Source organism: Pseudomonas sp. B21-010 (assembly GCF_024749325.1).
GTDB classification, from domain to species: Bacteria; Pseudomonadota; Gammaproteobacteria; order Pseudomonadales; family Pseudomonadaceae; genus Aquipseudomonas; species Aquipseudomonas kilonensis.
On the sequence record NZ_CP087198.1, the window covers coordinates 3,135,105 to 3,161,311 of the forward strand.

20 protein-coding genes are annotated in these 26,207 nt (G+C 61.2%); 8 read left to right on the plus strand and 12 right to left on the minus strand.

Annotated features, from left to right (window positions below; genetic code table 11):
• Positions 1-11: 11 nt before the first annotated feature.
• Together LOY50_RS13770 and wecB are read right to left on the minus strand one after the other, a co-directional pair.
• Positions 12-2,225 (minus strand): hypothetical protein, encoded by a 2,214-nt coding sequence (locus LOY50_RS13770; protein ID WP_258691154.1) that lies wholly within the window; start codon positions 2,223-2,225, stop codon positions 12-14.
• Positions 2,226-2,261: 36 nt separating this feature from the next.
• Complete coding sequence (gene wecB / locus LOY50_RS13775; RefSeq protein ID WP_258691237.1) at positions 2,262-3,494, minus strand: non-hydrolyzing UDP-N-acetylglucosamine 2-epimerase; 1,233 nt, start codon at positions 3,492-3,494, stop codon at positions 2,262-2,264.
• Between the two features lie 927 nt (positions 3,495-4,421).
• Between wecB and LOY50_RS13780 the strand changes: the two genes are divergently transcribed.
• From LOY50_RS13780 to LOY50_RS13790, 3 genes are read left to right on the plus strand one after another with little or no spacing between them, the layout of a single operon-like run.
• Positions 4,422-4,982 (plus strand): TRAP transporter small permease, encoded by a 561-nt coding sequence (locus tag LOY50_RS13780; RefSeq protein ID WP_258691155.1) that lies wholly within the window; start codon positions 4,422-4,424, stop codon positions 4,980-4,982.
• Entirely contained in the window at positions 4,979-6,259 is a 1,281-nt protein-coding gene (locus LOY50_RS13785) for a TRAP transporter large permease subunit (protein WP_253474558.1), read from the plus strand. The genes LOY50_RS13780 and LOY50_RS13785 overlap by 4 nt, the downstream gene beginning before the upstream one ends.
• A 50-nt stretch (positions 6,260-6,309) precedes the next feature.
• On the plus strand, positions 6,310-7,329 hold the full coding sequence (locus LOY50_RS13790) for a TRAP transporter substrate-binding protein (protein ID WP_258691156.1): 1,020 nt from the start codon (positions 6,310-6,312) through the stop codon (positions 7,327-7,329).
• Between the two features lie 283 nt (positions 7,330-7,612).
• Here the strand turns inward: LOY50_RS13790 and LOY50_RS13795 are convergent, their stop codons facing one another.
• Entirely contained in the window at positions 7,613-8,404 is a 792-nt protein-coding gene (locus LOY50_RS13795) for a transporter substrate-binding domain-containing protein (protein ID WP_258691157.1), read from the minus strand.
• A gap of 92 nt (positions 8,405-8,496) precedes the next feature.
• Entirely contained in the window at positions 8,497-9,150 is a 654-nt protein-coding gene (locus LOY50_RS13800) for a TetR family transcriptional regulator (protein WP_253474567.1), read from the minus strand.
• Positions 9,151-9,291: 141 nt separating this feature from the next.
• Here LOY50_RS13800 and LOY50_RS13805 point away from each other — a divergent pair, with 141 nt between their 5' ends.
• Positions 9,292-10,518 carry an arabinose transporter gene (locus LOY50_RS13805; protein ID WP_258691158.1) on the plus strand — a complete coding sequence of 409 codons (1,227 nt, stop codon included), beginning with the start codon at positions 9,292-9,294 and terminating at the stop codon, positions 10,516-10,518.
• A 54-nt stretch (positions 10,519-10,572) separates the two neighbouring features.
• On the plus strand, positions 10,573-11,442 hold the full coding sequence (locus tag LOY50_RS13810) for an SDR family oxidoreductase (protein WP_258691159.1): 870 nt from the start codon (positions 10,573-10,575) through the stop codon (positions 11,440-11,442).
• Positions 11,443-11,547: 105 nt separating this feature from the next.
• Here LOY50_RS13810 and LOY50_RS13815 read toward each other — a convergent pair whose 3' ends face one another.
• Both LOY50_RS13815 and LOY50_RS13820 read right to left on the minus strand, forming a co-directional pair.
• Entirely contained in the window at positions 11,548-12,180 is a 633-nt protein-coding gene (locus tag LOY50_RS13815; protein ID WP_214512347.1) for a response regulator transcription factor, read from the minus strand.
• Between the two features lie 31 nt (positions 12,181-12,211).
• Positions 12,212-13,573: a cache domain-containing protein gene (locus tag LOY50_RS13820; RefSeq protein ID WP_253474575.1), complete on the minus strand. Its 1,362-nt coding sequence runs from the start codon at positions 13,571-13,573 to the stop codon at positions 12,212-12,214.
• 314 nt (positions 13,574-13,887) lie between these two features.
• Here LOY50_RS13820 and LOY50_RS13825 point away from each other — a divergent pair, with 314 nt between their 5' ends.
• Both LOY50_RS13825 and LOY50_RS13830 read left to right on the plus strand, forming a co-directional pair.
• Positions 13,888-15,948, plus strand: a complete 2,061-nt coding sequence (locus LOY50_RS13825; protein ID WP_253474578.1) for a carbon starvation CstA family protein — start codon at positions 13,888-13,890, stop codon at positions 15,946-15,948.
• Between the two features lie 15 nt (positions 15,949-15,963).
• Entirely contained in the window at positions 15,964-16,161 is a 198-nt protein-coding gene (locus tag LOY50_RS13830) for a YbdD/YjiX family protein (RefSeq protein WP_003201656.1), read from the plus strand.
• Positions 16,162-16,714: 553 nt separating this feature from the next.
• On the opposite strand, the gene LOY50_RS13835 is transcribed toward LOY50_RS13830, so the two are convergent.
• Complete coding sequence (locus LOY50_RS13835; RefSeq protein WP_258691160.1) at positions 16,715-18,511, minus strand: methyl-accepting chemotaxis protein; 1,797 nt, start codon at positions 18,509-18,511, stop codon at positions 16,715-16,717.
• Between the two features lie 290 nt (positions 18,512-18,801).
• Between LOY50_RS13835 and LOY50_RS13840 the strand changes: the two genes are divergently transcribed.
• On the plus strand, positions 18,802-20,910 hold the full coding sequence (locus LOY50_RS13840) for a TonB-dependent siderophore receptor (protein WP_258691161.1): 2,109 nt from the start codon (positions 18,802-18,804) through the stop codon (positions 20,908-20,910).
• Between the two features lie 68 nt (positions 20,911-20,978).
• Here LOY50_RS13840 and LOY50_RS13845 read toward each other — a convergent pair whose 3' ends face one another.
• The 5 genes from LOY50_RS13845 to LOY50_RS13865 all read right to left on the minus strand — a co-directional run bounded on the left by LOY50_RS13845 (position 20,979) and on the right by LOY50_RS13865 (position 26,204).
• Positions 20,979-21,986, minus strand: coding sequence for an acyltransferase (locus tag LOY50_RS13845; RefSeq protein ID WP_258691162.1), 1,008 nt, complete (start codon positions 21,984-21,986; stop codon positions 20,979-20,981).
• Positions 21,987-22,621: 635 nt separating this feature from the next.
• Positions 22,622-23,665, minus strand: coding sequence for an LLM class flavin-dependent oxidoreductase (locus LOY50_RS13850; RefSeq protein ID WP_253474590.1), 1,044 nt, complete (start codon positions 23,663-23,665; stop codon positions 22,622-22,624).
• Positions 23,666-23,695: 30 nt separating this feature from the next.
• Positions 23,696-24,181 carry a flavin reductase family protein gene (locus LOY50_RS13855; protein WP_013693314.1) on the minus strand — a complete coding sequence of 162 codons (486 nt, stop codon included), beginning with the start codon at positions 24,179-24,181 and terminating at the stop codon, positions 23,696-23,698.
• A 44-nt stretch (positions 24,182-24,225) separates the two neighbouring features.
• A complete protein-coding gene (locus tag LOY50_RS13860) occupies positions 24,226-25,377 on the minus strand; it encodes an ABC transporter ATP-binding protein (RefSeq protein ID WP_003201667.1) in 1,152 nt (383 codons plus the stop codon).
• A 17-nt stretch (positions 25,378-25,394) separates the two neighbouring features.
• On the minus strand, positions 25,395-26,204 hold the full coding sequence (locus LOY50_RS13865; protein ID WP_253474596.1) for an ABC transporter permease: 810 nt from the start codon (positions 26,202-26,204) through the stop codon (positions 25,395-25,397).
• Between the last annotated feature and the right edge of the window lie 3 nt (positions 26,205-26,207).

Sequence of the window (26,207 nt, forward strand, 5' to 3'; positions counted from 1 at the left end):
GAAAGGTACCGTTACTGGCGATTGCGACGGGCACTACGGCCTGCCAGCAACAAGAGGAGGAACAGGATAAAGGCGCCTGGAATCAGCCAGAGCAGCGAAGGTTTACGCCAGGCGTCCAGGCCCTTGGGTTCTTCGCGGCCGATCAGCAGGCTACCGCTTGGGTCTTGGGTATCGAAGATCGCCACGGCCCCGTTGTTGCCCAGGATCGCCACGTCGCCACGGGTCAGCACAATCGGCTTGGCCAGGCTTGGCGGCTGGTTGCCCAGGGCCCGGTAGACCAGGCCATGCTGGCCTGCGGTCTGCACCACTTGCAGCGAGGCCAATTGGTTGAGGGGTTGTACGTCCAGCAACACCTGGTCCTTGTGGTTGATGCGCAAGCGACCTTGCTCGTCGACCTGGACCGATTCCTTGCTGTCCTTGAGCGGCAACTCGAAGGCCAGGAAGGCTTTGTCCGGGCTGACGACGGCTTTCGGATCAGCGCTGACCTTGAGCTGCGCGCGCAGCGGCGATACACCGCTGGTATCGGCCACCGAAATGACCCGCGCCAGGCTGCTGGCCGGTTGGTCGAGGTAGGCCTGGGGAACCAGGATCTGGGTGTCCACCGCGAAGCGTGCGGCCATGCCGGAGAAGTCGTCGTCCAGCGAGGTTTTTTCCAGGACGATGTGGCTGGTCGGCAGGACCGATACCGGGAAGGCTTGCGGCGTTTCCAGGCAGCGGTCGCTGACTGGCTGGCGCTGGAACGATACGCGCAAGGTGTTCTTCGAGCCCAAGGCGTAGCGTGGGATGTGGGCCTGGATGCGCTGTGACTCACCATCGGTGGTCAGTTGTTGCGCGCCGATCAGGAAATCATTGAAAAACAGTGAGGCCACCGGTGCTGTAGCGGAAGCCCCCGGTGCTGCGGAGACGTCCACCACGGCCGTGACCGGCAGGCGACCGTCGTAGGCCACGCTGCCCAGAGGGAACGAAGTGCTCCAGTCGAATCGCGAGGCTACGTCGAAGTTGCCAGGGGCGCCGCCCAGCCGCGCCAGGGCCACACGGCCATCGTCGCTCAACGGTGTTTGCGCTTCGCTGACGGTCAATTGGCGACTTTTCGCCAGTTTGCTCCACGCCGAACCGAGCAGCGACAAGGCTTTGCCAGTGGATTGCGGGACGATCATCAGGACCGGGCGAGTGCCGAGCAGCGCCAGGCTTACGTTGTCGGTGCCGGCGCTCGCCAGCGCCGCGTTGACGTGCTGTTCGCGCCATTGGGTCAGTGCGCTGGCGGCCGTTGCGTCGAGGCCTTGGACCTGGCTTTGCAAGGCGTCCAGGGACTGGTTGATGGCCTTGAGCAGTTCCGGGTCGTTGATCGCCAGGTCTGCCTGTACGTTCGGGGTCTGGCCCAACACCAGCAGTGCACCGATCTCGGCCGGGTTGGCCAAGGTGTGCGGGCCTTTGCCGTTGAGGCTGGCGAAGGCTGGAATGCTCAATAACTCGGCAGGGATGCGCAGGCCGCTCAGGTCCACGCTGTCCTGCACGACAGGGAAGGGCAGGATGCGGCTGTGTTTGCCGATGCGCTCCAGTGCGACACCCAGGCGCCAGGCCGAATCGTAGCTGGCGGCGGACAACGAGCCAGGGGCGACGAGGATGCCGGGCTCACCGGGCAGGGCGGCCCAAGCCGCACCGACGTCGCGCAACTGGCTGGCGTCGTAGCTGTAGTTCAGGCGCGTTTCAGGCTGGATGCGCAGCACGTTGCCGATGACCCGATCGTCTTGACACAACGGCCGAGACACTATCGAGGACCAGGCAATGCCCAGGCGCACCAGGCCGTTGTCACGCGCGGCCTTGTCGACGCCGAGTGTGGCGCTGGCATCGCCTTGTGCCTCGCTGAGCCCTTCGGCACGCACCGGGTAGCCATCAAGGGACAGCAGCAGGGTGTTGCGACCGCCTTCGCCGTTGAGGTAGTTGGCATCCAGTTGCAAGGTTGCGTCATTGAGGGCAACGCCGGCGGGCACCGGCAGGTAGAGCTCGCGGCGGGCGTCGCTGGCGCTCAAGAGGATCGGCGCAGTGATGCCCAGGTCGCTCAAGCGCACTTCACGTGTCTGGCGGGTATCGGCGTTGAGTCGATGAATAGCCTGGGTCAGCGGGCTGTCCGCAGCCAGGGCAAAGGTCGGCATGAGCGCGAGCAGGCTCAGGCCACAGGCAAGGGCGCTGAGCGCGCCCGTAGGGATGGCAACGGAAGGCTTCATTCAGGCAAATCTCGATCTGATAAGGGTGGATAGCAGTTATGAGGTGAAATCGGCGAGCAACTCTTGTGGTTCGGACGTTGGCGCGTGTGCCAATTCCTGGAACGAATGCGCCTGGCCCACGACAAAGTCGCTGACCGGGCGGCCCATCAGGGTATCGACGATGCGTTGGCTGGCCTTGCCATCGCCATAGGGGTTGGCGGCCTGTGACGCACGACGCCACAAGGCCTGGTCGTTGAACAGCGCGTCCACACCGGCGATGATCGAGGCCGGGGAGGTGCCTACCAGGCGCACAGTGCCTGCGGCTACGGCTTCGGGGCGTTCGGTGACGTCGCGCATCACCAGCACCGGCTTGCCCAGGGACGGCGCTTCTTCCTGCACGCCGCCAGAGTCGGTGAGGATGACGTGGGCGTGTTGCATCAGGCGCACAAAGGCCAGGTAGTCCAGCGGCTTGATCAAGTGCACATTGAGCAGGTCGCCCAGCTGTTCGGTAACCGGCCCGAGCACGTTCGGGTTGAGGTGCACCGGGTAGACGATCTGGATATCCGGGCGCTGGGCCAGTTGGCGCAGGGCCTTGCAGATGTCCAGGAAACCCTCGCCGAAATTCTCCCGGCGGTGGCCGGTCACTAGCAGCAGCTTGCGTCCGGTTTGCAGGAACGGGAACTGTTGGTCCAGTTCGTCACGCAACCGGGCATCGTCATCGATGCGTCGGGCCGTCAGTTGCAGCGCGTCGATCACGGTATTGCCGGTCACCAGGCAACGGCCTTGCAGACGCTCGCCCAGCAGGTTGTCGCGCGATTGTTCGGTGGGAGCAAACAGCAGGTCGGCGCTGAGGTCGATGCAGCGGCGGTTCATCTCTTCCGGCCAGGGGCTGTAGATGTCACCGGTGCGCAGACCGGCTTCCACATGGCCGACGGGAATGCGTCGATGGAAGGCGGCCATCGAAGCGACCATGGCCGAAGTGGTATCGCCATGGACCAGTACCCGATCCGGCCGGGTCTGCTCCAGTACCGGGTCGATGGCGCTGTACAACGCGGCGGTCAGGGAGTTGAGCGTCTGGTGCGGCGTCATCACGTCGAGGGTGAAGTCGGCCTTGAGGTCGAACAGGTCCAGCACCTGCTTGAGCATGCTTTGATGCTGGCCGGTGACGCAGATCAGCGACTCGATACCGGGTTCTGCGGCGAGGGCCTTGACCAAAGGTGCCATCTTGATGGCTTCTGGACGGGTACCGAAGATCGAAAGGATCTTGATCCGTGAGTCTTGAATAGCGATGACGTCCTTCCTCGCGCAGTTTTCTGCGCCGCACAACAGCCGTCCAAGCACAACAATGTGGTTGGGCAAGCCAGCGGTCTAAGTTAATTGGATCCAATATCAGTTAGATACTTACGAGCACGGGAAGTGACGTAGTGGCATCTTGATCTGGGCCGTCAAATTAATAACATTAAAGCTCGTTGCCGCAAAGTTTTATATGTGAAGTTTAAATATTTTTTTAAAAGGGGCTTCGTGGAAGGGCGAAAAAGAGGCTCTCCTGGAGATCTTTAGAATCTTATTACTATTTGATTAATAAGGATTTTTTTGTCTTTTTTCGAGATGCAGCGTGGCTGCGCGGGCGACAGTAGGCGATGCTGACGGTTTTTTGACAGGCGGCGCCAATGTTTTTGTAAGAGATTTGCTCGCCATTAAAATGGCGCCTACATATTGTCAAAGTTGCTTAGTTCTCTAGTACCTTAGTGCCAATTCTTATAAGTGTGTAAAAAGTTCCATTTAAATTACGTTTTTATTTTAAAAGATTCACGCATGTGCACATTGTCGATGTTTATAAGCGGCGTGATTCTTAATTGGACTGAGTGATGTTTGATACGTTCTTGAATAGCTCTAATGCCCTCGCAAACCCAATTCGCCTCTAGCCGATAATCGCACGCTTTGTAATGTGTTCGCGCCAGGGATATTGACCGAACTAACTGGTTGGTACATTTTAGGCGCCGTACGTCTTGCGACGCATTGCCAAGACCATAATAAAAAAGTAGAGGAACACCTCATGCGGATCTATCTGCAAACCCCCGATGCCTTTCCCTCGCTCTGTCGCACCTGGTCTGGAGCCCCCGGCAATACCTGCGTCTGGATTCGATAGCGGACACCGCTACCGTTCCACCGCGCCGGTTGGACCCCCGGCATCCGACAATCCGAGAGGCCTTCAAGATGACAAAAGTCGTCGATCTGTATTTCAAGCTGCTCAAGCTACTGATCGTGTTGTGCATGGTCGCGATGATCGTGCTGGTGTTCGGCAATGTGGTGCTGCGTTATGCCTTCAACTCTGGCATCAGTGTGTCGGAGGAGCTGTCGCGCTGGTTCTTCGTCTGGATGATTTTTCTCGGTGCCCTGGTGGCGCTCAAGGACCGTGCTCACCTGGGCATGGACAGCCTGGTCAAGCGCCTGCCGCCGGCCGGCAAGCGTATCTGCCTGGTCATCAGCCATCTTTTGATGTTGTACATCTGCTGGCTGATTTTCAGTGGCAGTTGGCAACAGGCAGCGATCAACCTGAATGTAGTTGCCCCGGCGTCAGGATTGTCCATGGCGCTGTTCTATGGTGCCGGCCTGGTGTTTGGCGCCAGTGCCGCAGCGATCCTGCTTTACGAGCTCTACCTGGCGCTGTTCGGCAAGCTGGGGGATGACGAGTTGGTGATGGTCAAGGACAACGACGCCGAGGTGATCACGCCTAATCCCATCACCCCCGACCACATCAAGAGTACCCGCCCATGACACTGGTTATTTTCCTCGGGTCCTTGATTGGCAGCATGGCACTGGGCATGCCCATCGCGTTTGCCTTGCTGGTGGTCAGCGTGGCGTTGATGTTCTACCTGGATCTGTTTGACGCGCAAATCATTGCCCAGAACCTGCTCAACGGGGCGGACAGCTTCCCGCTGATGGCCGTGCCGTTCTTCATGTTGGCCGGCGAAATCATGAATGTCGGCGGCCTGTCCAAACGCATCGTCAACATTGCCATGGCGCTGGTGGGGCACAAGCGCGGAGGTCTCGGTTACGTGGCGATCATCGCTTCATGCCTGCTGGCATCGCTCTCCGGTTCGGCCGTGGCCGATGCGGCGGCACTGGCGGCGTTGCTGGTGCCGATGATGGTGTTGGCCGGGCATAACCGAGGGCGCTCGGCCGGTCTGATCGCTGCCGGTAGCATCATCGCACCGGTCATTCCGCCAAGCATTGGCTTCATCGTCTTTGGCGTGGCGTCCGGGGTGTCGATTTCCAAGCTGTTCCTGGCCGGTATTGTGCCGGGTCTGATGCTGGGGGCTTCGCTGGCCGTTGCCTGGTGGTACATCTCCCGCAGCGAGAACGTCGAGACGCCGCCCAAGCGTTCCCGTGCCGAAGTGCTGCGCACATTGCTCGACGGCAGTTGGGCGATGGGCCTGCCCTTGATCATCATCCTGGGCCTCAAGTTCGGCATCTTCACCCCCACGGAAGCCGCCGTGGTCGCGGCGGTCTATTCGCTGTTCGTGTCCCTGGTGATCTACCGGGAAATGAAAATCAGCCAGTTGTACGAAGTGATTCTGTCGTCGGCCAAGACCACCTCGGTGGTGATGCTCCTGGTGGCGGCGGCCATGGTTTCATCGTGGCTGGTGACCATCGCCGACCTGCCGGGCCAGTTGGCGGAAATGCTGGCGCCCTTCATGGACAACCAGACCCTTTTGTTGCTGGTGATGATGGCGCTGATCATCCTGGTGGGAACGGTGATGGACATGACCCCGACCATCCTCATCCTCACCCCGGTGCTGATGCCGGCGGTCATCCAGGCGGGGATAGACCCGGTGTACTTCGGCGTGCTGTTCCTGATCAACACAGCCATCGGCCTGATCACGCCTCCCGTGGGCACGGTGCTCAACGTGGTCTGCGGGGTGGCGAAGCTGGACTTCGAGGAAATCGTGCGCGGGGTGTGGCCGTTCATGTTTGCGCAGTTTGTGGTGCTGTTCTTGTTGGTCCTGTTTCCGCAATTGGTCCTGGGACCGTTGAAATTCTTCACCGGATAACACCGGTGCTGGCTAGCTCGACCTTAAAACAATAATGATCGGAGAGTGACATGGGACAACTGATGAAAACCCTGTTGGTCGGGGCGTGCGCAACGGGACTGCTGCTGGGTAGCGTGGTCAGTCACGCCGATGAAATTCGCGAGCGCACCCTGCGATTCGCGTTCCAGAACGTCAAGGAACATCCACAAGGGCAGGGCGCGCAAAAGTTCGCCGACCTGCTCAGCGAAAAGAGCGGTGGCAAGATCAAGGTCCGCCTGTTCCCCGGCGGTACCCTAGGCGGCGACGTGCAAACGGTGTCGGCGTTGCAGGGCGGTACGCTGGACATCACCGTGCTCAACTCCGGCATCCTGGCCGCCCAGGCACCGGATTATGCCATGCTCGATTTCCCGTTCCTGTTCAACAACGTCGAGGAAGCCCATGCGGTCATCGATGGGCCGGTCGGGCAGAAACTGGCTGCGCAACTGGACAGCAAAGGGCTGGTCGGGCTGGGTTATTGGGACCTGGGTTTCCGTAACCTGACCAACAGCAAGCACCCGGTGACCAAGCTTGAAGACATGCAGGGCTTGAAGATTCGCGTCATCCAGTCGCCGATCTACCTGGAGACCTTCTCCGCCCTGGGCGCCAACCCGGTGCCGATGGCGTTCCCCGAGGTCTACACGGGCCTTGAGCAGCACACCATCGACGGTCAGGAAAACCCGTTCACCGTGATTGAGGGCAACAAGTTCTACGAGGTGCAGAAGTATCTCTCCGTCACGGGCCACATCTTCAACCCGCAGTCGTTGATCATCAGCCAGAAAACCTGGAACCGCCTCAACGACGATGAGAAGGCGATGATTCGCGCGGCTGCGACTGAGGCGCAGAAGTTCCAGCGTGAAGTCACGGCGGCGGGCATGGACAAGGCCAAGGTGACGTTGGCCGGCGCGATGACGGTGAATGAAATCACCCCGGCCGAGAAAGATCGCTTTCGTGAGCGTGTGCAACCGGTGATCGACAAGTTTGCCAAATCCCTGGACGGCGACCTGGTGAAGACGATGTACGACGAAATCGCCAAGGTGCGGGCGGCGCAGTGAGGCAGATAGGTCAGTCCTGAACAGACCCAACCCCATGTGGGAGCGAGCTTGCTCGCGATAGCGGTGCGTCAGCCAGCATCAATGAGGCTGACCTGACGCCATCGCGAGCGAGCTCGCTCCCACAGGAAATTTGCGGTGGACGCTAATCCCAAGGCCTGCACGACCCCATGTGGGAGCGAGCTTGCTCGCGATAGCGGTGCGTCAGCCAACATCAATGCGGTAGACGTGACGCCATCGCGAGCGAGCTCGCTCCCACAGGTTTTTTTGTTTCGTCAGCGAACGGTTATTGGGCGGCGGGAACGGCCAGCCATTGCCCAATCACTTTCTGGTAGCTGCCATTGGCCTTGCTCAGGTGCAGCCACTGATCGACGTACATCTTCCAGGTGTTGTCATCCCGAGGCAGCAGGTAGGCCTTCTCGCCATATTGCAGGTAGCGGGTCGGGTTGACCGCGCACAGGCCGGGCTTGAGCTTTTGCTGGTAGAGCGCTTCTGACGCGTCGGTAATCATCACGTCGGCTTTCTTGTCCAGCAGTTGCTGGAAGATGGTCACGTTGTCGTGGAAGTTCAACTGGCCGTTGGGCAGGAACGCCCGGACGAAGGCTTCGTTGGTGCCGCCGGCAGGCTCGACAAGACGCACCGAAGGCTGGTTCATCTGCTCGAGGGTCTGGTAGCGCTCCTTGTCTTCGCAACGCACCAGCGGGATCTTGCCATCCACGTCCAGGGTGTTACTGAAATAGGCTTTCTTCTGGCGCTCCAGCGTCACCGAAATCCCACCCATGCCGATGTCGCATTGACCGGCAACCATATCCGGCATCAGGGTTTTCCAAGTGGTCTGCACCCATTGCACTTTGACGCCCAGGCTGGCGGCCAGCGAGCGCGCCATGTCGATGTCGATGCCTTCGTATTCGCCGGTTTCGGTTTTAAAGGTATAGGGCTTGTAGTCGCCGGTGGTGCACACCTTCAGTTCGCCGCGTTGCAGGACCTGGTCCAGCAGCGAAGGTGCCGGTTCGGCCAGGGCGCCGCCGGAGAGCGCCAACAGGCCACAGAGCGTCATCGAGCTTGTTATGTTTTTCATAGTGATTGGACGTCTCGTAACGGAAGGGAACAAGACCGGGGAGTGTAGTGAAAGCGGCTGCTCGCTGTCACGGCGGTGTTGATCGTGAACAGTCAGCCGAGCGTAGTCTCGGGAGGCTGTCGCTGCAGGCTGTCCAGGTAGGCGCAGAACATATCGGCCATGGCGTCGCTATAGATGGCAACTTCCACGGGAGAACGGGGTGCGGATGAAAATCGCTTGCCCACGGTACTCAGCGTGGTGATCACCAGGTCACCTGCCAGGGCGCGGGCCTGTGCCGGGACGGCTGGCAGTGCTTGCAGCATGAAGGTGTCCACCGACTGCTGTACCGCCATCCGTGCGGCCTGGTGCTCGGGGGCGTCGCGGTAGAGTGGTGCGGCGTCGTTGAGCGCGACGCGTATCTGGGCCTCGTCGCATTCGGACTGGATGAACGCCCGCACGAGGTTGCGCAGTCGCTCGAAGGGTGGCTTGCGGTTGTCCTCAAGGATCTCGCGCAGCATATCGCTGGTTTGTCGCCATTCATCACTTTGCAGGCGGAACAGGATCGCCGCTTTGTTCGGGAAGTACTGATACACCGAGCCGACGCTGACGCCGGCTCGCTCGGCAACCCGGGCCACCGTGAAACGTGCCGCGCCCTGGGTCGCCAGAACCTGAACAGCCGCCTCCAGAACGGCGGCGACGAGCTCGGTGGAGCGTGCCTGTTGCGGCTGTTTGCGCGAGGAAATCTGCGGGCTTGAGCGTTCGGACATACGGGCATGAGCCTCGGAAGGGAATGCGAATAGGAAATGCGACGGATTGTTCGTATCTTGAATGCGACGAATTGATCGCATTCTAGTCGGCTCCACAGACAACGTTCAACGTCACATCGCATCCTTTCTGTGAGTAGGGTTATGACTCAAAAAAACGTTCATCAGGGCGCCTCCTTCGCGCCCCAGGCAACCGTTGACGCCAAGCCGGTGCTCAAGCTGTTGCCACTCACGCTGACGGTATTCATCGGTTTTCTGACCCTGGGCATGCAATTGCCGGTCTTGCCCTTGCACCTGCATGACACGCTGGGTATGGGCACGCTGGTCATCGGCCTGGTGGTCGGCGCACAATTTGCCGCGGCGCTGTTGTCCCGCGCCTGGGCCGGCAACTTCGCCGACATGCGCGGTGGCAAGCGCGCCGTCATGGTCGGCCTGGTGACGGCGGCGGTTTCCGGGCTGGCTTATCTGGTTTCCCTGGCGTTCGTTGCCACGCCCGTCACGTCGGTCTGGCTCTTGCTGGGAGGGCGTGTCCTGTTGGCGCTGGGCGAAAGCCTGATCGTCACCGGCGCGTTGGGGTGGGGCATCGGCCTGGTCGGCGCGCAGCATGCCGGCAAAGTCATGGCCTGGAATGGTATCGCCATGTACGGCGCCTATGCCCTGGGCGCTCCGCTCGGCGTGGCGCTGAATAGCGGCTGGGGATTCACCGGCATTGCCGTCGCGACGATTTTCATCCCGCTGCTGGCGCTGGCGATTGTCGCGGGTGTCCGGGCTGTCGCCCCTACGGCGACCCGGCGGGCACCGTTCTACAAGGTGCTGGGCGCGGTGTGGGTGCCAGGCATGGGGTTGGCGTTTTGCAGCGTTGGCTTCGGTGTCATCACGGCTTTTATCGCACTGTTGTTTGCGGCCAGGGATTGGGGCAATGCCTCTCTGGCGTTCACCGCGTTCGGGCTGGCGTTCATCGGTGCGCGCCTGCTCTTTGGGCACCTTCCAGACAAGATCGGCGGCGCGCGTGTCGCCCTGGTCTGTGTGGTGATCGAAGCCGTCGGGCAATTGCTGATCTGGGGTGCCGACACTGCGGTGATGGCCTATCTGGGCGCAGCGCTCACCGGCTTCGGCTATTCCCTGGCCTTCCCGGGCTTTGGGGTGGAGGCGGTGAAGCGTGCGCCACCGCAGAACCGCAGTCTCGCCATGGGGGCCTATGTCGCGTTCCTGGACATTTCCCTGGGGCTGAGCAGCCCGTTGGCTGGGGCGTTGGCGGGCACATGGGGGATCGGCGCGGTTTACCTGGGCGGGGCCGTGACGGTGATGCTGGCCTTTGTCGTGGCGCTGACATTGATGATGCCAGGGGTACAAGGCCGGCAGCCGGCTTGAGCTGCGCCAGAAGTGAGTCTGTGTTGCTCGATGGTTCTAATCAGGAGTTGAAACATGCATGTATTCGTTACCGGTGCCACGGGCTGGGTTGGGTCTGCCGTGGTCCAGGAATTGATCGGTGCCGGCTATCAGGTCACCGGCCTGGCCCGTTCCGATGACAAGGTTGCCGCACTGGCCGCGACCGGCGCGAAGGTGGTCCGCGGGACATTGGATGACCTCGACGTCCTATACCAGGCGGCTTCGACGGCGGACGCGGTGATTCACACCGCGTTCAATCATGACTTCTCGCGGTTTGCCGAGAACGCTGAGCAGGACCGCCATGTGATCGAAGTATTGGGCAGCGCGCTGCAGGGAACCGAACGGCCGCTGCTGGTGACGTCCGGCCTGCTGGGCTTGACCCAGGGGGCGAGCGAGCTGGAGGTGCCCAGCCCAGCTTCGCCGCGTAAATCCGAAACGGCGGCCCGGACGCTGGTCGAGCGCGGTGTGCGCTGCGCGACCGTGCGGCTGGCACCCTCGGTCCATGGCCTCGGCGACCACGGGTTCGTTCCGATCCTGATTCGCCTGGCCCGGGAGACGGGCGTTTCGGCCTATCTTGGAGATGGCGTCCACTGCTGGTCGGGCGTGCACCGGCTGGACGCCGCACGGGTCTATCGGCTGGCGCTGGAGCAGGGCGTGACGCAGTCCGTCTACCATGCCGTCACCGACGAGGCTGTGCCGTTCAAGGACATTGCCCAGGCGATCGGTCGTGGCCTGGGGTTGCCGGTGGAATCCCGGGAGCGTGAGCATTTCGGCTGGTTCGCCCACATGGCGGGCGCGAACATGGCAGTGTCCAGCGCATACACCCGTGCCTTGTTGGGCTGGACGCCGAGCGGCCCGAGTCTGTTGGCCGATCTTGAACAGCCTGGCTATTACCACGCCGATTGAAATGAATAACCTGTGGCGAGGGAGCTTGCTCCCGCTGGGTTGCGCAGCGACCCCAATATCTTACGGTCGCTGCGCAACCGAGCGGGAGCAAGGGCTGTGTGAGGCCTAGCGGGAAATGATCCCGTGGTCGATCGCGTATTTCACCAGGGCTGCGGGTTTGTCGATGTTCAGCTTGCGGCGAATGCTCAGGCGATGGGTCTCGACGGTGCGTACGCTGATGTCCAATTCACGGGCCATTTCCTTGTTGTTCAGGCCCTGGACCATTTTGGACAACACCTGGCTCTCGCGCGGCGTCAGCTCGTTATCGGTGTGCGGGTCGGTGGCGAGCCGCTGGGCGATCTCGGCACTGTAGAACGTGCCGCCGCTGATGATGGCTTCGATGGCCGCGATGATTTCCCGCGACGGCGCGTTCTTGAGTACGTAGCCGCTGGCACCGGAGCGCACGGACTCGCTCACGTACTCGTAATTGTCGTACATGCTGAGGATGAGGATCTTGAGGCTGGGGTATTGCTTGCCCAGCAGCCGGGTCAACTCGAGCCCGTTCATGTCCTTGAGGCTGATGTCCATCAGCAGCAGGTCCGGTTGGCTGCGACCGACCATTTCAATCGCTTGCGCACCGTTCTCGGCTTCGCCCACCACGTCCAGTCGGGGCATTACGGACAGCAGCGCCTTGATGCCGTCGCGGACCAGGGAGTGATCATCGACCAGCGCGACGCGAATCACCGGAGGCAGGTTCATCGGCAGGTGCTCTTGTTGGAAGGGGCGCGCATCAGTTTTCCGTTACCGAGAGGTTCATGGGCAGCAGGATGTCCAGTTCGCTTCGTCCCGGTGCCGAGGTCACCTCCAGGCGTCCGCCGAAATGCTCGACCCGTTCGCGGATATTGCGCAGGCCGATGCCGGCGTGGCCGCGTTCTACTTGCGGGACGTTGAAGCCCATCCCGTCATCCACCACCGTCAGGCGCAAGGACTGGCTGGAGCCGAACAGAGTGATGCCGACGCTTTTCGCCCCGGCATGGCGCTCGATGTTGGTCAGGGCTTCCTGGGCAATGCGGAACAGTGAGACAGGGGCGCCATTTTCCAGGCGGCAATCGAATTCGTTGCTTCGGTAGGACACTTCAAGCCCGCTGCGCTGTTGGAACTCGGTCGCGAGCTGCCCGATGGCGGCGGGCAGGCCCAGGGTGTCGAGCAGGGACGAGCGCAAGTCGTGGGAGATGCTACGGATCTCGCCGATGGCTTCGCCCAACCGGTCGGTCGCGTTCTTGAGGATGCCCAGGCCGTTTTCCTGGCCGTTTTCCAACACATGGCTGGCCAGTTCGAACTGGAATTTTATCGACACCAGCAACTGGCTGATGCCGTCGTGGAGCTCGCGAGAGACCCGCGAGCGCTCTTCTTCCTGCAAGCTGACGATGCGCTGGTTCAGCCGCTGCAGCTTTTTATCGGCCAGGCGATGTTCGCTGACGTTGAGGGTCATGCCGCCGGCAAATACCAGCAGGACCGCTACCAAGGCGATCGCGGCGATGGCTTGCATGGTGCTGTGGATGCCACGGGCAACTTCGTCGCGGGCTTGCTGGGTGGCGCGTTCGACATCCTCCAGGTAAATCCCGGTGCCGAGCATCCAGCCCCATTGATCGAGCATCACGACATAGGCCAGCTTGTCGGTCACCTGGCCGGAGGAGGGCTTGTTCCAGGCATAGCGCTGGAACCCTTCGCCTGACTCGGCGCTTTTGAGCAATGCCTGGATGACCGGCAGGCCGTGGGGGTCCTTCATGTCCCAGAGGTATTGCCCCACCAGTTCCGACTGGCGGGCATGCATGAGGCTGCGGCCCTGGCGGTCATACACGAAAAAATAACCGTTGATGCCGAAGCTGAGCTTGCGCAGTTCTTCCAGGACCTGCTGCTGTGCGCGCTCGTCCCCCCGGCCGTTGTCGTACAGCGGGGCGATCAGGCTCTGCGCCATCTCGACATAGTTCTTCAGCTCCGCGCGCTTGCTCGCCAGGATGCTGTCTTCGATCAGTTGCGCCTGTTGATCGCCCAACTGGCGATTGAGCGAGATCACCAAGGCACAGATGACCGCGATGGCCAGGACCAGCGGCAAAATCCCGAGGGCGACGATTTTGTGTTTGAGCAGCATCTGTACTCCTGTCCGGACTCGGCGGGGAGGCGAATGGCGGCATCATATGCCAAACCCATGGGTGAGGCATAAAACCTGTGGCGCAAGACATGTGGGAGCAAAGCTTGCTCGCGATGCAGGCGCCGCGGTTTATGAAAGACCGTATTGACTCTATCGCGGGCAAGCCTTGCTCCCACAGGGGGAATTGGGGTTCTACGTAGTACTACGGATTTATTTATTGACCCATTACAGGGATATTGGGCCGGCTCCGAATAGCCGGGGCACACTATAAAAACAATCGCCGCAATCCACTGGATATCGGCAGGAGACACGCAATGACAACCCGTCTGGTTAAACACCTCGCCTGGTTTGCCGTGGCTGTTCTGGGAGCCTGTGCGTTGAGTGTCGTGGCCTTGCGCCGCGGCGAACCCATCAACGCCCTCTGGATCGTCGTCGCAGCCGTGGCCATCTACCTGGTCGCCTACCGCTACTACAGCCTCTTCATCGCCAACAACGTGATGCAACTCGATGCGCGCCGGGCCACCCCTGCCGTGCTCAACAACGATGGCCTGGACTACGTCCCGACCAACAAACACATTCTTTTCGGTCACCACTTCGCGGCCATTGCCGGCGCGGGGCCGTTGGTCGGGCCGGTGCTGGCGGCGCAGATGGGCTACCTGCCCGGTACGCTCTGGCTGATCGCCGGCGTGGTGCTGGCCGGTGCGGTGCAGGACTTCATGGTTCTGTTCCTGTCCACCCGCCGCAACGGGCGTTCCCTGGGTGACATGGTCCGTGAGGAAATGGGCCGCGTCCCTGGCACCATCGCGCTGTTCGGCTGCTTCCTGATCATGATCATCATCCTCGCGGTGCTGGCGCTGATCGTGGTCAAGGCCCTGGCCGAGAGCCCATGGGGCATCTTCACGGTGATGGCGACCATCCCGATCGCGATGTTCATGGGCATCTACATGCGCTACATCCGCCCGGGCCGCATTGGTGAAATCTCGGTGATTGGCGTGCTGTTGCTGCTGGGCTCGATCTGGCTGGGCGGGCAAATTGCTGCCGATCCGGTCTGGGCCAAGGCCTTTTCCTTCACCGGGATCCAGATCACCTGGATGCTGATCGGCTACGGTTTTGTCGCGGCGGTGCTGCCGGTGTGGCTGATCCTGGCGCCGCGGGACTACCTGTCGACATTCCTCAAGATCGGCACCATCGTCGCCCTGGCGATCGGCATCCTGGTCACCATGCCCGAGCTGAAAATGCCGGCGCTGACCCAGTTCACCGACGGCACCGGGCCGGTATGGAAGGGCGGTCTGTTCCCGTTCCTGTTCATCACCATCGCCTGCGGCGCGGTCTCGGGTTTCCACGCGCTGATCTCCTCGGGCACCACGCCCAAGCTCTTGGATAACGAAACCAACGCCCGCTACATCGGTTACGGCGGCATGCTGATGGAGTCCTTCGTGGCGATCATGGCCATGGTCGCGGCTTCGGTCATCGAGCCGGGCGTGTACTTCGCCATGAACAGCCCGGCGGCGATCGTCGGCGGTGACGTGGTGGCCGTGGCCCAGACCGTCAGCAGCTGGGGTTTTGCAATCACCCCCGAGGCGCTGCAAGCGGTGGCCAAGGACATCGGCGAGACCACCGTGCTGGCCCGTGCCGGCGGTGCGCCGACCCTGGCGGTCGGTATTGCGCAGATCCTGCACTCGGTGCTGCCGGGTGAGAACACCATGGCGTTCTGGTACCACTTCGCGATCCTGTTCGAAGCGCTGTTCATCCTCACCGCCGTGGACGCCGGCACCCGTGCCGGGCGGTTCATGCTGCAGGACTTGCTCGGCTCGTTCGTGCCTTCGCTCAAGCGCACCGAATCCTGGCCGGCCAACCTGATCGCCACCGCCGGTTGCGTAGCGATGTGGGGCTACCTGCTGTACCAGGGCGTGATCGATCCGCTGGGCGGCATCAATACCTTGTGGCCACTGTTCGGCATCTCCAACCAGATGCTGGCCGGTATCGCCCTGATGCTCGCCACCGTGGTCCTGATCAAGATGAAGCGCCAGCGCTACGTCTGGGTCACGCTGCTGCCGGCGGCCTGGCTGCTGATCTGCACCACCACCGCGGGCCTGATCAAGCTGTTCGACGCCAATCCGGCGATCGGCTTCCTGGCCCTGGCGCGCAAATACAACGATGCCCTGGCCGCCGGCCAGGTCCTGGCCCCGGCCAAGAGCATTGAGCAGATGCAGCACGTGGTGTTCAACGCCTACACCAATGCGACGCTGACGGCATTGTTCCTGTTCGTGGTCTTCAGCATCCTGTTCTACGCGCTCAAGGTCGGCATCGCCGCCTGGGGCACCAAGGAACGCACGGACAAGGAAGCGCCATTCCAGGCCTTGCCGGACGCTTGATAGGGGATTGCAACGATGTTCAATGACTTGAGTCGCCTCGGTAAATACCTCGGTCAGGCCGCCCGCCTGATGGTCGGCATGCCCGACTACGACAACTACGTCGAGCACATGCAAACCAAGCACCCGGACAAACCGTTGATGGACTACGAGGCGTTCTTTCGCGAACGCCAGGAGGCCCGTTACGGCGGCAAGGGTGGGCCCAAGTGCTGTTGAGCTGAGGTCGATCCCCTTGTGGGAGCGAGCTTGCTCGCGATAGCGGAGTATCAGTCACGATGATGGCGACTGACCCGACGCCATCGCGAGCAAGCTCGCTCCCACAGTTGTTTTGGGGGGCTCAGAACTTCCATACCCCACAGTTGTTTTGGGTGGGGCTCAGAACTTCCATACCCCACAGTTGTTTTGGATGGGGCTCAGGACTTCCATACCCCACAGTTGTTTTTGGGTGGGGCTCTCAGGACTTCCATACCCCACAGATCCCTTGTGGGAGCGAGCTTGCTCGCGATAGCGGAGTGTCAGTCACGATGATGGCGACTGACCCGACGCCTTCGCGAGCAAGCTCGCTCCCACATTTTTTTTGGGGTGTTCTCAGGATTGTTTACGCCACAAATTCCCTGTGGCGAGGGAGCTTGCTCCCGCTGGCCTGCGAAGCAGGCCCCCGGCTGTTCGTCAGGCCGACCGTATCAGCCGGTTTTGCGACTGCTGCGCAGCTGAGCGGGAGCAAGCTCCCTCGCCACAGGGTAGTTGTCTGGCTTGGTTCCGGTGTTGATCACTCCGCCAACAACACCGCCGCATCGAAGCCCACTCGCAAATTGCCCCAATGACGGCCGCCGAAGAAGAACGGTACGTCGATCTCGGTCATGATTTCCCCGGTATCGCGCAGGTAGGTCTGGAGCAGGAAACGCTGGACGTTGCCCGCCGCGCGCAGGCCGATCGGGTCGTTGAAGATTCGCTTGTTGCGGCACACCGGCAAATCCACCGCCCGGTCGCCGGTCGGCGGCTTGGAGACCCAGCTGTTGTTCACCGGGCAATAGCCCTTGCTGTCGACAATGAACGAAACCTTGCCACCCGGCGTGCTGCGGGTGAGTTTGTCGCATTCTTCCTGGCAGACCTGGGCAAAGCGTTCGGTATAGCTGGCCATGTACTGCTTGGGATCGGTGCCGGGAATCAGTTGGTAATTCTGATCGAACAGGTTCTGACCTTCGCGTTGCAGCGCCTCCAGGCGGACCTGGAGCGTGTCGCGGCACTCGCTGGCGCGGGTGATGGCGGCATCCAGCTTGCCGTGGCCGAGCACGAAACGACCCAACAGCGCCTGGACCTTTTCGGCCACGCCGGACAGGTCGCGGGTGGCCGTTGCCGAATGCTGCATGCGCTGGTCGATCAACTGGCTGTCGGCGTGGATCTGGGTGACCCGGTCGTTGATCCCCGTGTTGCTGTCGGCGAACTGCTGGATATGGGTCGCGATGTCCGCCAGCTTGCCGTTGGTGGATTCGAAATCGACGATCATGCTTTCAAAATGACCGGAGGCACGCTCCACCACTTTCTGGGTTTCCCGGGCGCTGTGGCTGATCTGGGTGGTCTGTTCGTGGGTGGAGCTGACTTCATCGAGCATGGCGTCGATGTTGCGTGAGATGTCATCGGTGGCCCGGCTGACGTTTTGTGCCAGGGTCCGCACTTCATCGGCGACCACCGCGAAGCCCCGGCCGCTTTCGCCGGCCCGGGCGGCTTCGATGGCGGCATTGAGCGCCAGCAGGTTGGTCTGGGCAGAGATCTGCTGGATCAACCCGACAATCGACTTGATGCTTGAGGAACGCTGGTTCAAGGCGCTCACCAGTGTGGCAAATTCACCGAGGCTGCTGGAGATTTCGCTGATGTTGCCAGTCACTTCCAGCAGCTCGGCATAGGAGTCGCGGGCCATGCTCAGGTTCTGGGCGGTGGTGCTGGAGATGCCCTGGGTCTGGCGCGAGACTTCTTCGATGCGGCCCACGGCGGTGTTGCTCTGGTCCATGACTTCCTTGGCGAAGCGGGCCTGGTGGGTGGCACTGTCGCTGGAATCGCTGATGTTCTTCAACGAGCGGGCCGATTCGACGGCGATGTGCACGGTCAGTGCCTGGACGTTGCTGATGATCTCCCGCTGCTTGGCCAGGAAACGGTTGCAAGTGCCGGCCAGCACGCGGATCTCGTCGTGGGTCACCAGCGGCAGGTCCTTGGACAGGTCACCTTCGCCGTTGGCGATCTCTTCCAGGGCCTTGGTCATGGCGGTGACGGGGCGCACGATGAGGTGACGGAAATACCAGACCATGAAGCTGATCATGCACAGCGTCAGGAACGCGCCGAAGAGCAGGGCATGGGTGAGGCTGTCGAGCCGACCTTCGATCTGCCCCAGCAAGGCGCCGTCCAACTGCGCGTTGCGCAGCTGCAGCAGGATCTCGGCACGGGCGTTGAGGGCCACCCAGTACAGCAAGCCACTGACCAGCACCAACAGGAAAAGGCTCGACAGTTTTTTGGTGAGGGTATCGAAAAACTGCATCTCGATAGACTCGTACAAGGCCTTTAACGTCTGCATGCCGCTGCTCCTGGGCAAAAAAATCTCTCAATGGAATACATTCGACCGCGCGCGCCAAAGCTTTAGGGCAGTTGGGCGATTTGATATCACTGTTCGCGAAATCTGTGGGAGCGAGCCTGCTCGCGATAGCGGTGGGTCTGTTGCATTGGTGTTGAATGTACCGCTGCTATCGCGCGCAAGCTCGCTCCCACAGGGGTTCGGGGGGATCATCATTTGATACAAAAGATTTACTGGGAATCATTCTCAAAGTATATTTGCTCTCATTAACGTCCCTTCTATGAGTGCGCGTCTTGAAACGTTCCACCTCCCTCGCTAATCGCAACGCCTTTATCAAGTGTGTGTTGCCAACGCTGTCCTGCTGCTTTATTGCCAGCCCATTGTGGGCGCAGGACACTCTCGAACTGCCGGCCACGGACATCCAGGGCAGTCGCGTCACTCAGGACGAGGGCTATACGACGTCGCAAGCCAGCACGGCGAGCAAGAGCGATGTGCCGATCAAGGAAGAAGCGCAATCGATCAACGTGGTGACCCAGCAGACCCTGGCCGACTATCAGGTGCGCTCGCTGAGCGACGCGATGAAGTTCGTCAGCGGGGTTAGCCAGGGCAACACCCTGGGCGGCTCGCGAGACTCGCTGGTCAAGCGCGGGTTTGGCACCAACGACGACGGCTCGATCCTGCGCGACGGCGTGCGTTCGAACCTGGGGCACAACTTCAGTGCTACCACCGAGCGGGTCGAAGTGCTCAAGGGCCCGGCCTCGATGCTGTACGGCGCGCTGGAGCCTGGCGGCCTGGTCAACGTCATCAGCAAGAAACCGGAGTACACGCAAACCGCCACGTTGAGCGGCTCGGCCTACAGCGAAGGCGGCGGCACCATGGCCCTGGACACCACTGGGCCGCTGGGGGACACCGGGTTGGCTTATCGCTTGATTGCCGAGCGTGGTCATGAGGACTACTGGCGCAACTATGGGGTCAATGAGAGCACGCTGGTGGCGCCGTCCCTGGCCTGGACGGGGGAGCGGGCTTCGTTGAATCTCAGCTATGAGTACAACGAATATTCCAATCCGTTTGATCGGGGGACGGTGTTCACTGATGGTCATCCAGCAGACATTGACTACAACAAGCGCCTGGATGAGCCGTGGGCCAAGAGCGTGGGGATTCGTGAGACGGCCACCGCTCGGTTCGAGTATGAATTGAGTGAAGCGTGGAAAACTCGTGTGACCTACGGGTGGAACAACGACCGGTACAGTCTTTCGATTGCGCAGCCGCGGCTGTCAAACGGAGTTTTCCAGCGTGCCGCCAACGGCGCGCATTATGACGATGAAACCCGCTACGCCAGTTGGGATTTCATGGGCAAGCAGGAACTGTTCGGCCAGCGTCATGACCTGTTAATCGGCGTCGACAATCAGGTGTCCGATCAATTCCGTGGCAAAACCTATCGCGGCGCTTATCAACCAGGCTTTGACCCTGCGGCACCGGTGTATGGTGGCCTGGGGGAGCCGAGCAGGGTGGATGCGCCGCAAAGCAACTTGAGCAACAAACTGACCTCCAGCTCGGTGTATCTGAAGGACAACTGGCACCTTGATGATCGCTGGATCCTGGTCTTCGGGGGGCGCTACCAGCATTACGATCAATACGCTAACCAAGGCATGATCAAGCGGGTCAATGTTCGCGACGACAATGGCGACGCCTTCGTTCCGTTCCTGGGACTGGTCTATAAAGCCACCGAGACCCTGTCGTTGTATGGCAACTACAGCCGGTCGTTCAAGCCTAATGATGTGGTCGACAAGAATAGTCGTACCTTCCAACCAGAGGAGGGCCGCAGCTACGAAATCGGCGCCAAGTACGATCCGCTGCCGGGATTGAACATCAACCTCGCTTTGTTCGACATCGTCAAAAAGAACGTAGTCACCACCGTTGACGAAGTCTCGGAAGCCGCCGGCAAAGTCGGCTCCCAAGGCCTGGAACTCGACATCACCGGCCGCCTAGCCGACCGCTGGGACCTGATCGGCACCTACGCCTACACCCACACGGAAATCCTCGACGATCCGGATGACGAAGGCCATCGCTTAGCCAACGCCCCAAAACACACCGCCAGCCTGTACCTGAGCCACCATCTGAACGTGCCAGCCGAATTCGGTGCCTGGCACGCCGGTGCCGGCGCCCGCTACGTCGGCGAACGCGCCGCCAACAACGCCAACGATTTCTGGCTCAGCAGCTACACGGTCGCCGACGCCTTCCTGCGCTGGGAGTCGCCGGTGCTGGGGCACAAAACCTCGCTGCAACTGAACGTCGACAACCTGTTCGACAAGCAGTACTACCCGTCTTCCACGGGGAGCGAATTGCAGGTCAACGTCGGCGAGCCGCGTACCGCCAGGCTGAGCGCCAGCGTGACGTTCTGATTCGGCTGCGCTGAAACACAAAATGCCCGGGACCTGCGTTCCGGGCATTTTTGTATGGCAGTCAAAGGCTAAGCCGTCGTGCTGCCAACGGAAACCTGCGTGGCGTCGTACTTAACGCCCGCCCTGAGGGCATGACGAAGCTTCAGCGCCGGTCGCTCGACCCAGTAGTACGAAATACCACTCAAGGCGAACGACAGCACCAGCACTGCCGTGATGATCAGGATGCTGTACTCCACCGGCCAGAATGCCCGCAACACGTACATCACCACAAAATGGTTGAGGAACACGCCGTAGCTGATATTTCCCAGGAACTCATCCAGCCGGTGATGCTTCAACCTGCTGAGCAGAAAAACCGCCGGCAGGCCCAGGGCAATGCCCAGGGTCACCTCGGCGTTGAACGGCCGACGCGGAATGATCCCCACGACAATGGCGAGAAACATCAATGCTGCAACGAATCCGGTAACGAACGCGATCCACAGCCCCCTGGCCTGGGCCCGATACAGGTAGCTGCCGCAGAGGAAAATGAACAGCACACCCGGCAGCAGGCGGTAGCCATAGATGTCGGTGTTGAGGTAACCCAGCGAGGCGACCATGAACACCGTTACGGACAGCGCAAAGGCGATACCTCGTGTCCTGTAGAGGATCAGGAGCGGGATCAACAGGTAAAAGCACATTTCCAGGCCCAGGGACCAAGCGGGTGGCAGGATCTCGGGCACGGTGATGCCAAACATGTAGAAGCCCAGCGGCACGATCGGCAGGCTGGTGGCGATGTTTTCGAGTGTCAGCGCGGCTGCCTGGGGTGTTCCCGGCAGAAGGAAATGGATCACCGCGCAGGACAGGACGAAGTACACCAGAAACTGTGGGTACAACCTTAGCAATCGATCCATGTAGAACAGGCCGATTTGTCCTGGGGTGTTGTAGGTCCTCTCGATCAACGAGGTCATCACGAAGCCGCTGATGATCAAAAAGGACACCACGGCAACGACGCCGGGGTTAATACCCATGAACGTCACGCCCATATGAGAAACCGCTACCAGCATGGCCAGCAGCAACCGATAAACCCCCACGCGCATCATCCTTAATCAGAGTTGATCCGTTTGCGCGGTACGGTATGTGGCTTTGCGAGCCGTTAATAGCGGTTTGCGGAGCGATGGCGGGGCAGTGGGGGCAATTGTCACATTTGACACACATGTTTCAGTTGGAGGGCCATCGCGAGCAGGCTCGCTCCCACAGGACTGGTGGCGTACCCGGATGTTGCGTACGCCGCAGGACCCTTGTGGGAGCGAGCCTGCTCGCGATGGCGGAGTGTCCTTCACAGAGATGTTGAATGTACTGGCCCAATCGCGAGCAAGCTCGCTCCCACAGGACTGGTGGCGTACCCGGATGTCGCGTACGCCGCAGGACCCTCTGTGGGAGCGAGCCTGCTCGCGATGGCGGAGTGTCCTTCACAGGGATGTTGAATGTACTGGCCCAATCGCGAGCAAGCTCGCTCCCACAGGACTGGTGGCGTACCCGGATGTCGCGTACGCCGCAGGACCCTCTGTGGGAGCGAGCCTGCTCGCGATGGCGGAGTGTCTGTCACAGAGATGTTGAATGTACTGGCCCAATCGCGAGCAAGCTCGCTCCCACAGGACTGGTGGCGTACCCGGATGTTGCGTACGCCGCAGGACCCTTGTGGGAGCGAGCTTGCTCGCGATGGCGATGTCACTGATCACCGAAACACCGGCACCACCTGCTGGATAAACAGCTCCAGGGATTTTTTCTTTTCGGCATGGGGCAAGCTGTTGTCGCACCAGAAGCTGAACTCATCCACCCCCAGTTCCTGGTAATACTTGATCCGCTCAATGATTTCCTGCGGAGTGCCGATCATGGTGTTCTTGCGGATGTTCTCCAGTTGGAACTCCGGGCGCTCGGCGAACTTTTCTTCCGGGCTTGGCGCGAGGAAGCCGTTGACCGGCACTTGTTTGTTGCCGAACCAGGCATCGAAGGTGCGATAGAACTTCGAGATCGCCTGGGCGCCGACCTTCCAGCCTTCGGGATCATCCGCCGCATGCACATGGGTGTGGCGCAGCACCATCAATTGCGGGCGCGGTACGTCGGGGTTGTTGTCCAGGGCGGCCTGGAACTTGTTCTTCAGGTCCAGGACTTCCTCATCGCCCTTCATCAACGGCGTGACCATCACGTTGCAGCCGTTGGCGACGGCGAAGTTGTGGGAGTCCGGGTCGCGGGCGGCGATCCACATCGGCGGGTGAGGTTTGCGGATTGGCTTGGGCACGCAGGTGGAAGTGGGGAATTTCCAGATCTCGCCGTCATGGGCGTAGTCGCCTTGCCACAGGGCGCGCACCACCGGAACCATTTCCCGCAGGGCCTGGCCGCCGGAGGAAGCCGGCATGCCGCCGGCCATGCGGTCGAACTCCACCTGATAGGCGCCCCGGGCCAGCCCGACTTCCATGCGGCCATTGCTGATCACGTCCAGCAGCGCGCATTCGCCGGCCACCCGCAGCGGGTGCCAGAACGGCGCGATGATGGTGCCGGCACCCAGGTGGATGGTGGTGGTCTTGCCGGCCAGGTACGCCAGCAGCGGCATCGGGCTTGGCGAGATGGTGTATTCCATGGCGTGGTGTTCGCCGATCCACACGGTGCTGAAGCCGCCGGCCTCGGCCAACAGGGTCAGCTCGCTCAGGTCTTCGAACAACTGGCGATGGCTGACGCTTTCGTCCCAGCGCTCCATGTGTACGAACAGGGAAAATTTCATGGCGCTTTCTCTTTATTGTTGACGATCGGTTCAGGCGAGGACGGGCAGGGCGCCCATCTTGCCGTGGCAATAAACCAGCGGCCCTGGTGTGTGCTGCGGGACGATCAGGTTCTTTACGGCGCCGACCATGATGGCGTGGTCGCCGCCTTCGTATTCGCGCCACAGTTCGCACTCGATGATGGCGGTGGCGTTGCTCAGCAGTGGGTTACCCAACTCGCTCAAGGTCCATTCGATGCCCTGGGCCTTGTCCTTGCCTTTGCGGGCGAAGGCGTAGGCTTCATTCTGCTGGCCGCCGGAGAGCAGGTGGATGGCGAAGCGCTTGTTCTTGATCAGTACCGGATAGGAGTCGGAGCTGTAGTTGGGGCAGAACAGCACCAGCGCCGGTTCCATCGACAATGAGCTGAAGGCGCTGGCGGTGAGGCCGACGATCTGGCCGTCGTCATCGAGGGTGGTGATCACGGTCACGCCGGACGGGAACGAGCCCATGACTTGCTTGTAGACGCTGGCATCGATCATCGGACGATCCTCGGGCTTTATCGGTTGTGAACGCGCAATGTTCATCAGTGGGCACCCGCGGCCTTGTTCAGGTCGCTCTCGGCCCATTGGGTGTAGACGCAGGCGTCGGCGGTGGCCCAGCGCACACGCACCGGGTCGCCGGCCTTGAGAGGCATGCCGGCGGCGGACAGCGCCTTGACGGTCATGGCTGTGCCGCCGGACGTCACTACGCTGCAGGTCTGGCTTTCACCCAGGAACAGCACTTCGACGACCTTGGCCGAGACTTCATTCCAGCCGGCCGCCAAGGGTTCCTGGGCGGCTTGTTCGACGCTCAGGGCAAGGGCTTTTTCCGGACGCACCATCAGCAGCACGTCCTGGTCCGTTTGCAGGCCGGCGGTCAGGCGAATCGACAGTGACTGGCCTTCGAAGGTCGCCACCGCGTTGCCCTGGGCCTTGAGCTTGAGGAAGTTGGAATTGCCCAGGAACGAGGCCACGAAGGCGTTCGGCGGGTTCTGGTAGAGGTCATAGCCGCTGCCCAGGCCGACGATCTTGCCGTGGCTGAAAATGGCGATGCGCTGGGACAGGCGCATGGCTTCTTCCTGGTCATGGGTGACGTAGACGATGGTGATGCCCAGGCGTCGATGCAATTGACGCAGTTCATCCTGCAAGTCTTCCCGGAGCTTTTTGTCCAGGGCCCCGAGCGGTTCGTCCATCAGCAGGATGCGTGGCTCATAGACCAGCGCCCGGGCAATCGCCACACGCTGCTGCTGGCCGCCGGACAGTTGCGAAGGGCGGCGATGGGCGAACTCTCCCAGTTGCACCAGTTTGAGCATGGCGTCGACCCGGCGTTCGCGCTCGGCGCTGGCCAGTTTGCGAATCGCCAGCGGAAAGGCAATGTTGTCGCGCACCGACAGATGAGGGAACAACGAGTAGCGCTGGAACACCATGCCGATGTCGCGTTTGTGCGGCGGTACGTTGACCAGGGATTTGCCGCCCACCAGGATCTCGCCGCTGCTGGGGGTTTCAAAGCCGGCCAGCATCGACAGCGTGGTGCTTTTGCCCGAGCCGCTGGAGCCGAGGAAGGTCAGGAATTCGCCGTCCTGGATCTCCAGGGAAATGTCGTCCACGGCGGCAAAGTCGCCATAGTGCTTGTTCAGGTTGCGCAGGCTGACCAGGGTCTTGTTGTTCTGTTGTGCGGGGTCTTTGACGGCACTCATCGTGTTCTCCTAGGCGCTCAGGCGCTGATTTCATTGCGCCGGCGCAGGGCGGCGGCGATCACCATCACCAAGACCGAGAGGCCGATCAGCAGCGTCGAAGCGACGGCGATCACAGGCGTCAGGTCCTGGCGCAGGGTGGTCCACATCTTGACGGGCAAGGTTTGCAGGGTCGGGCTGGCCATCATCACGCTCAGCACCACCTCGTCCCACGACACCAGGAACGCGAACAGGGCACCGGCGACCATGCCCGGGCGAATGGCCGGGAAGGTCACCTTGAACACCGCTTGCAGGCGTGAGGCGCCGCAGATCACCGCTGCGTCCTCGATGGACTGGTCGAACAGCTTGAGTGAGTTGATGATCGAGATGATGGTGAACGGCAGCGCGACGATGACGTGGCTGACCACGAAGGCGAACATCGTCCCGGTGTAGCCCAGCTTGAGGAACAGCGCATACACCGCCACGGCGATGATCACCAAGGGCACGATCATCGGCAGGGTGAACAGGCCATAGAGCATTTCCCGGCCCGGGAAACGTCCACGCACCAGGGCAAACGCGGTTGGCAGGCCCAGCGCCACGGCGCAGGCAGTGGTCAGTACCGCGACCTTGAGGCTGGTCAGTGCCGCGTTCATCCAGTCGGGGTTGGAAAAGAACTGGCCGTACCATTTGAGCGTCCAGCCCGGTGGCGGGAAGACCAGCCATTGGGACGAACCGAACGACAGCAGTACGATGAACACGATCGGCAGCAGCAGGAACAGCGCGATCAGGCCGGTGGTGAAATACAGGCCGAACCGCATGCGCCGGCTCATGGCATTGGGAGTCAGGAGCATGAC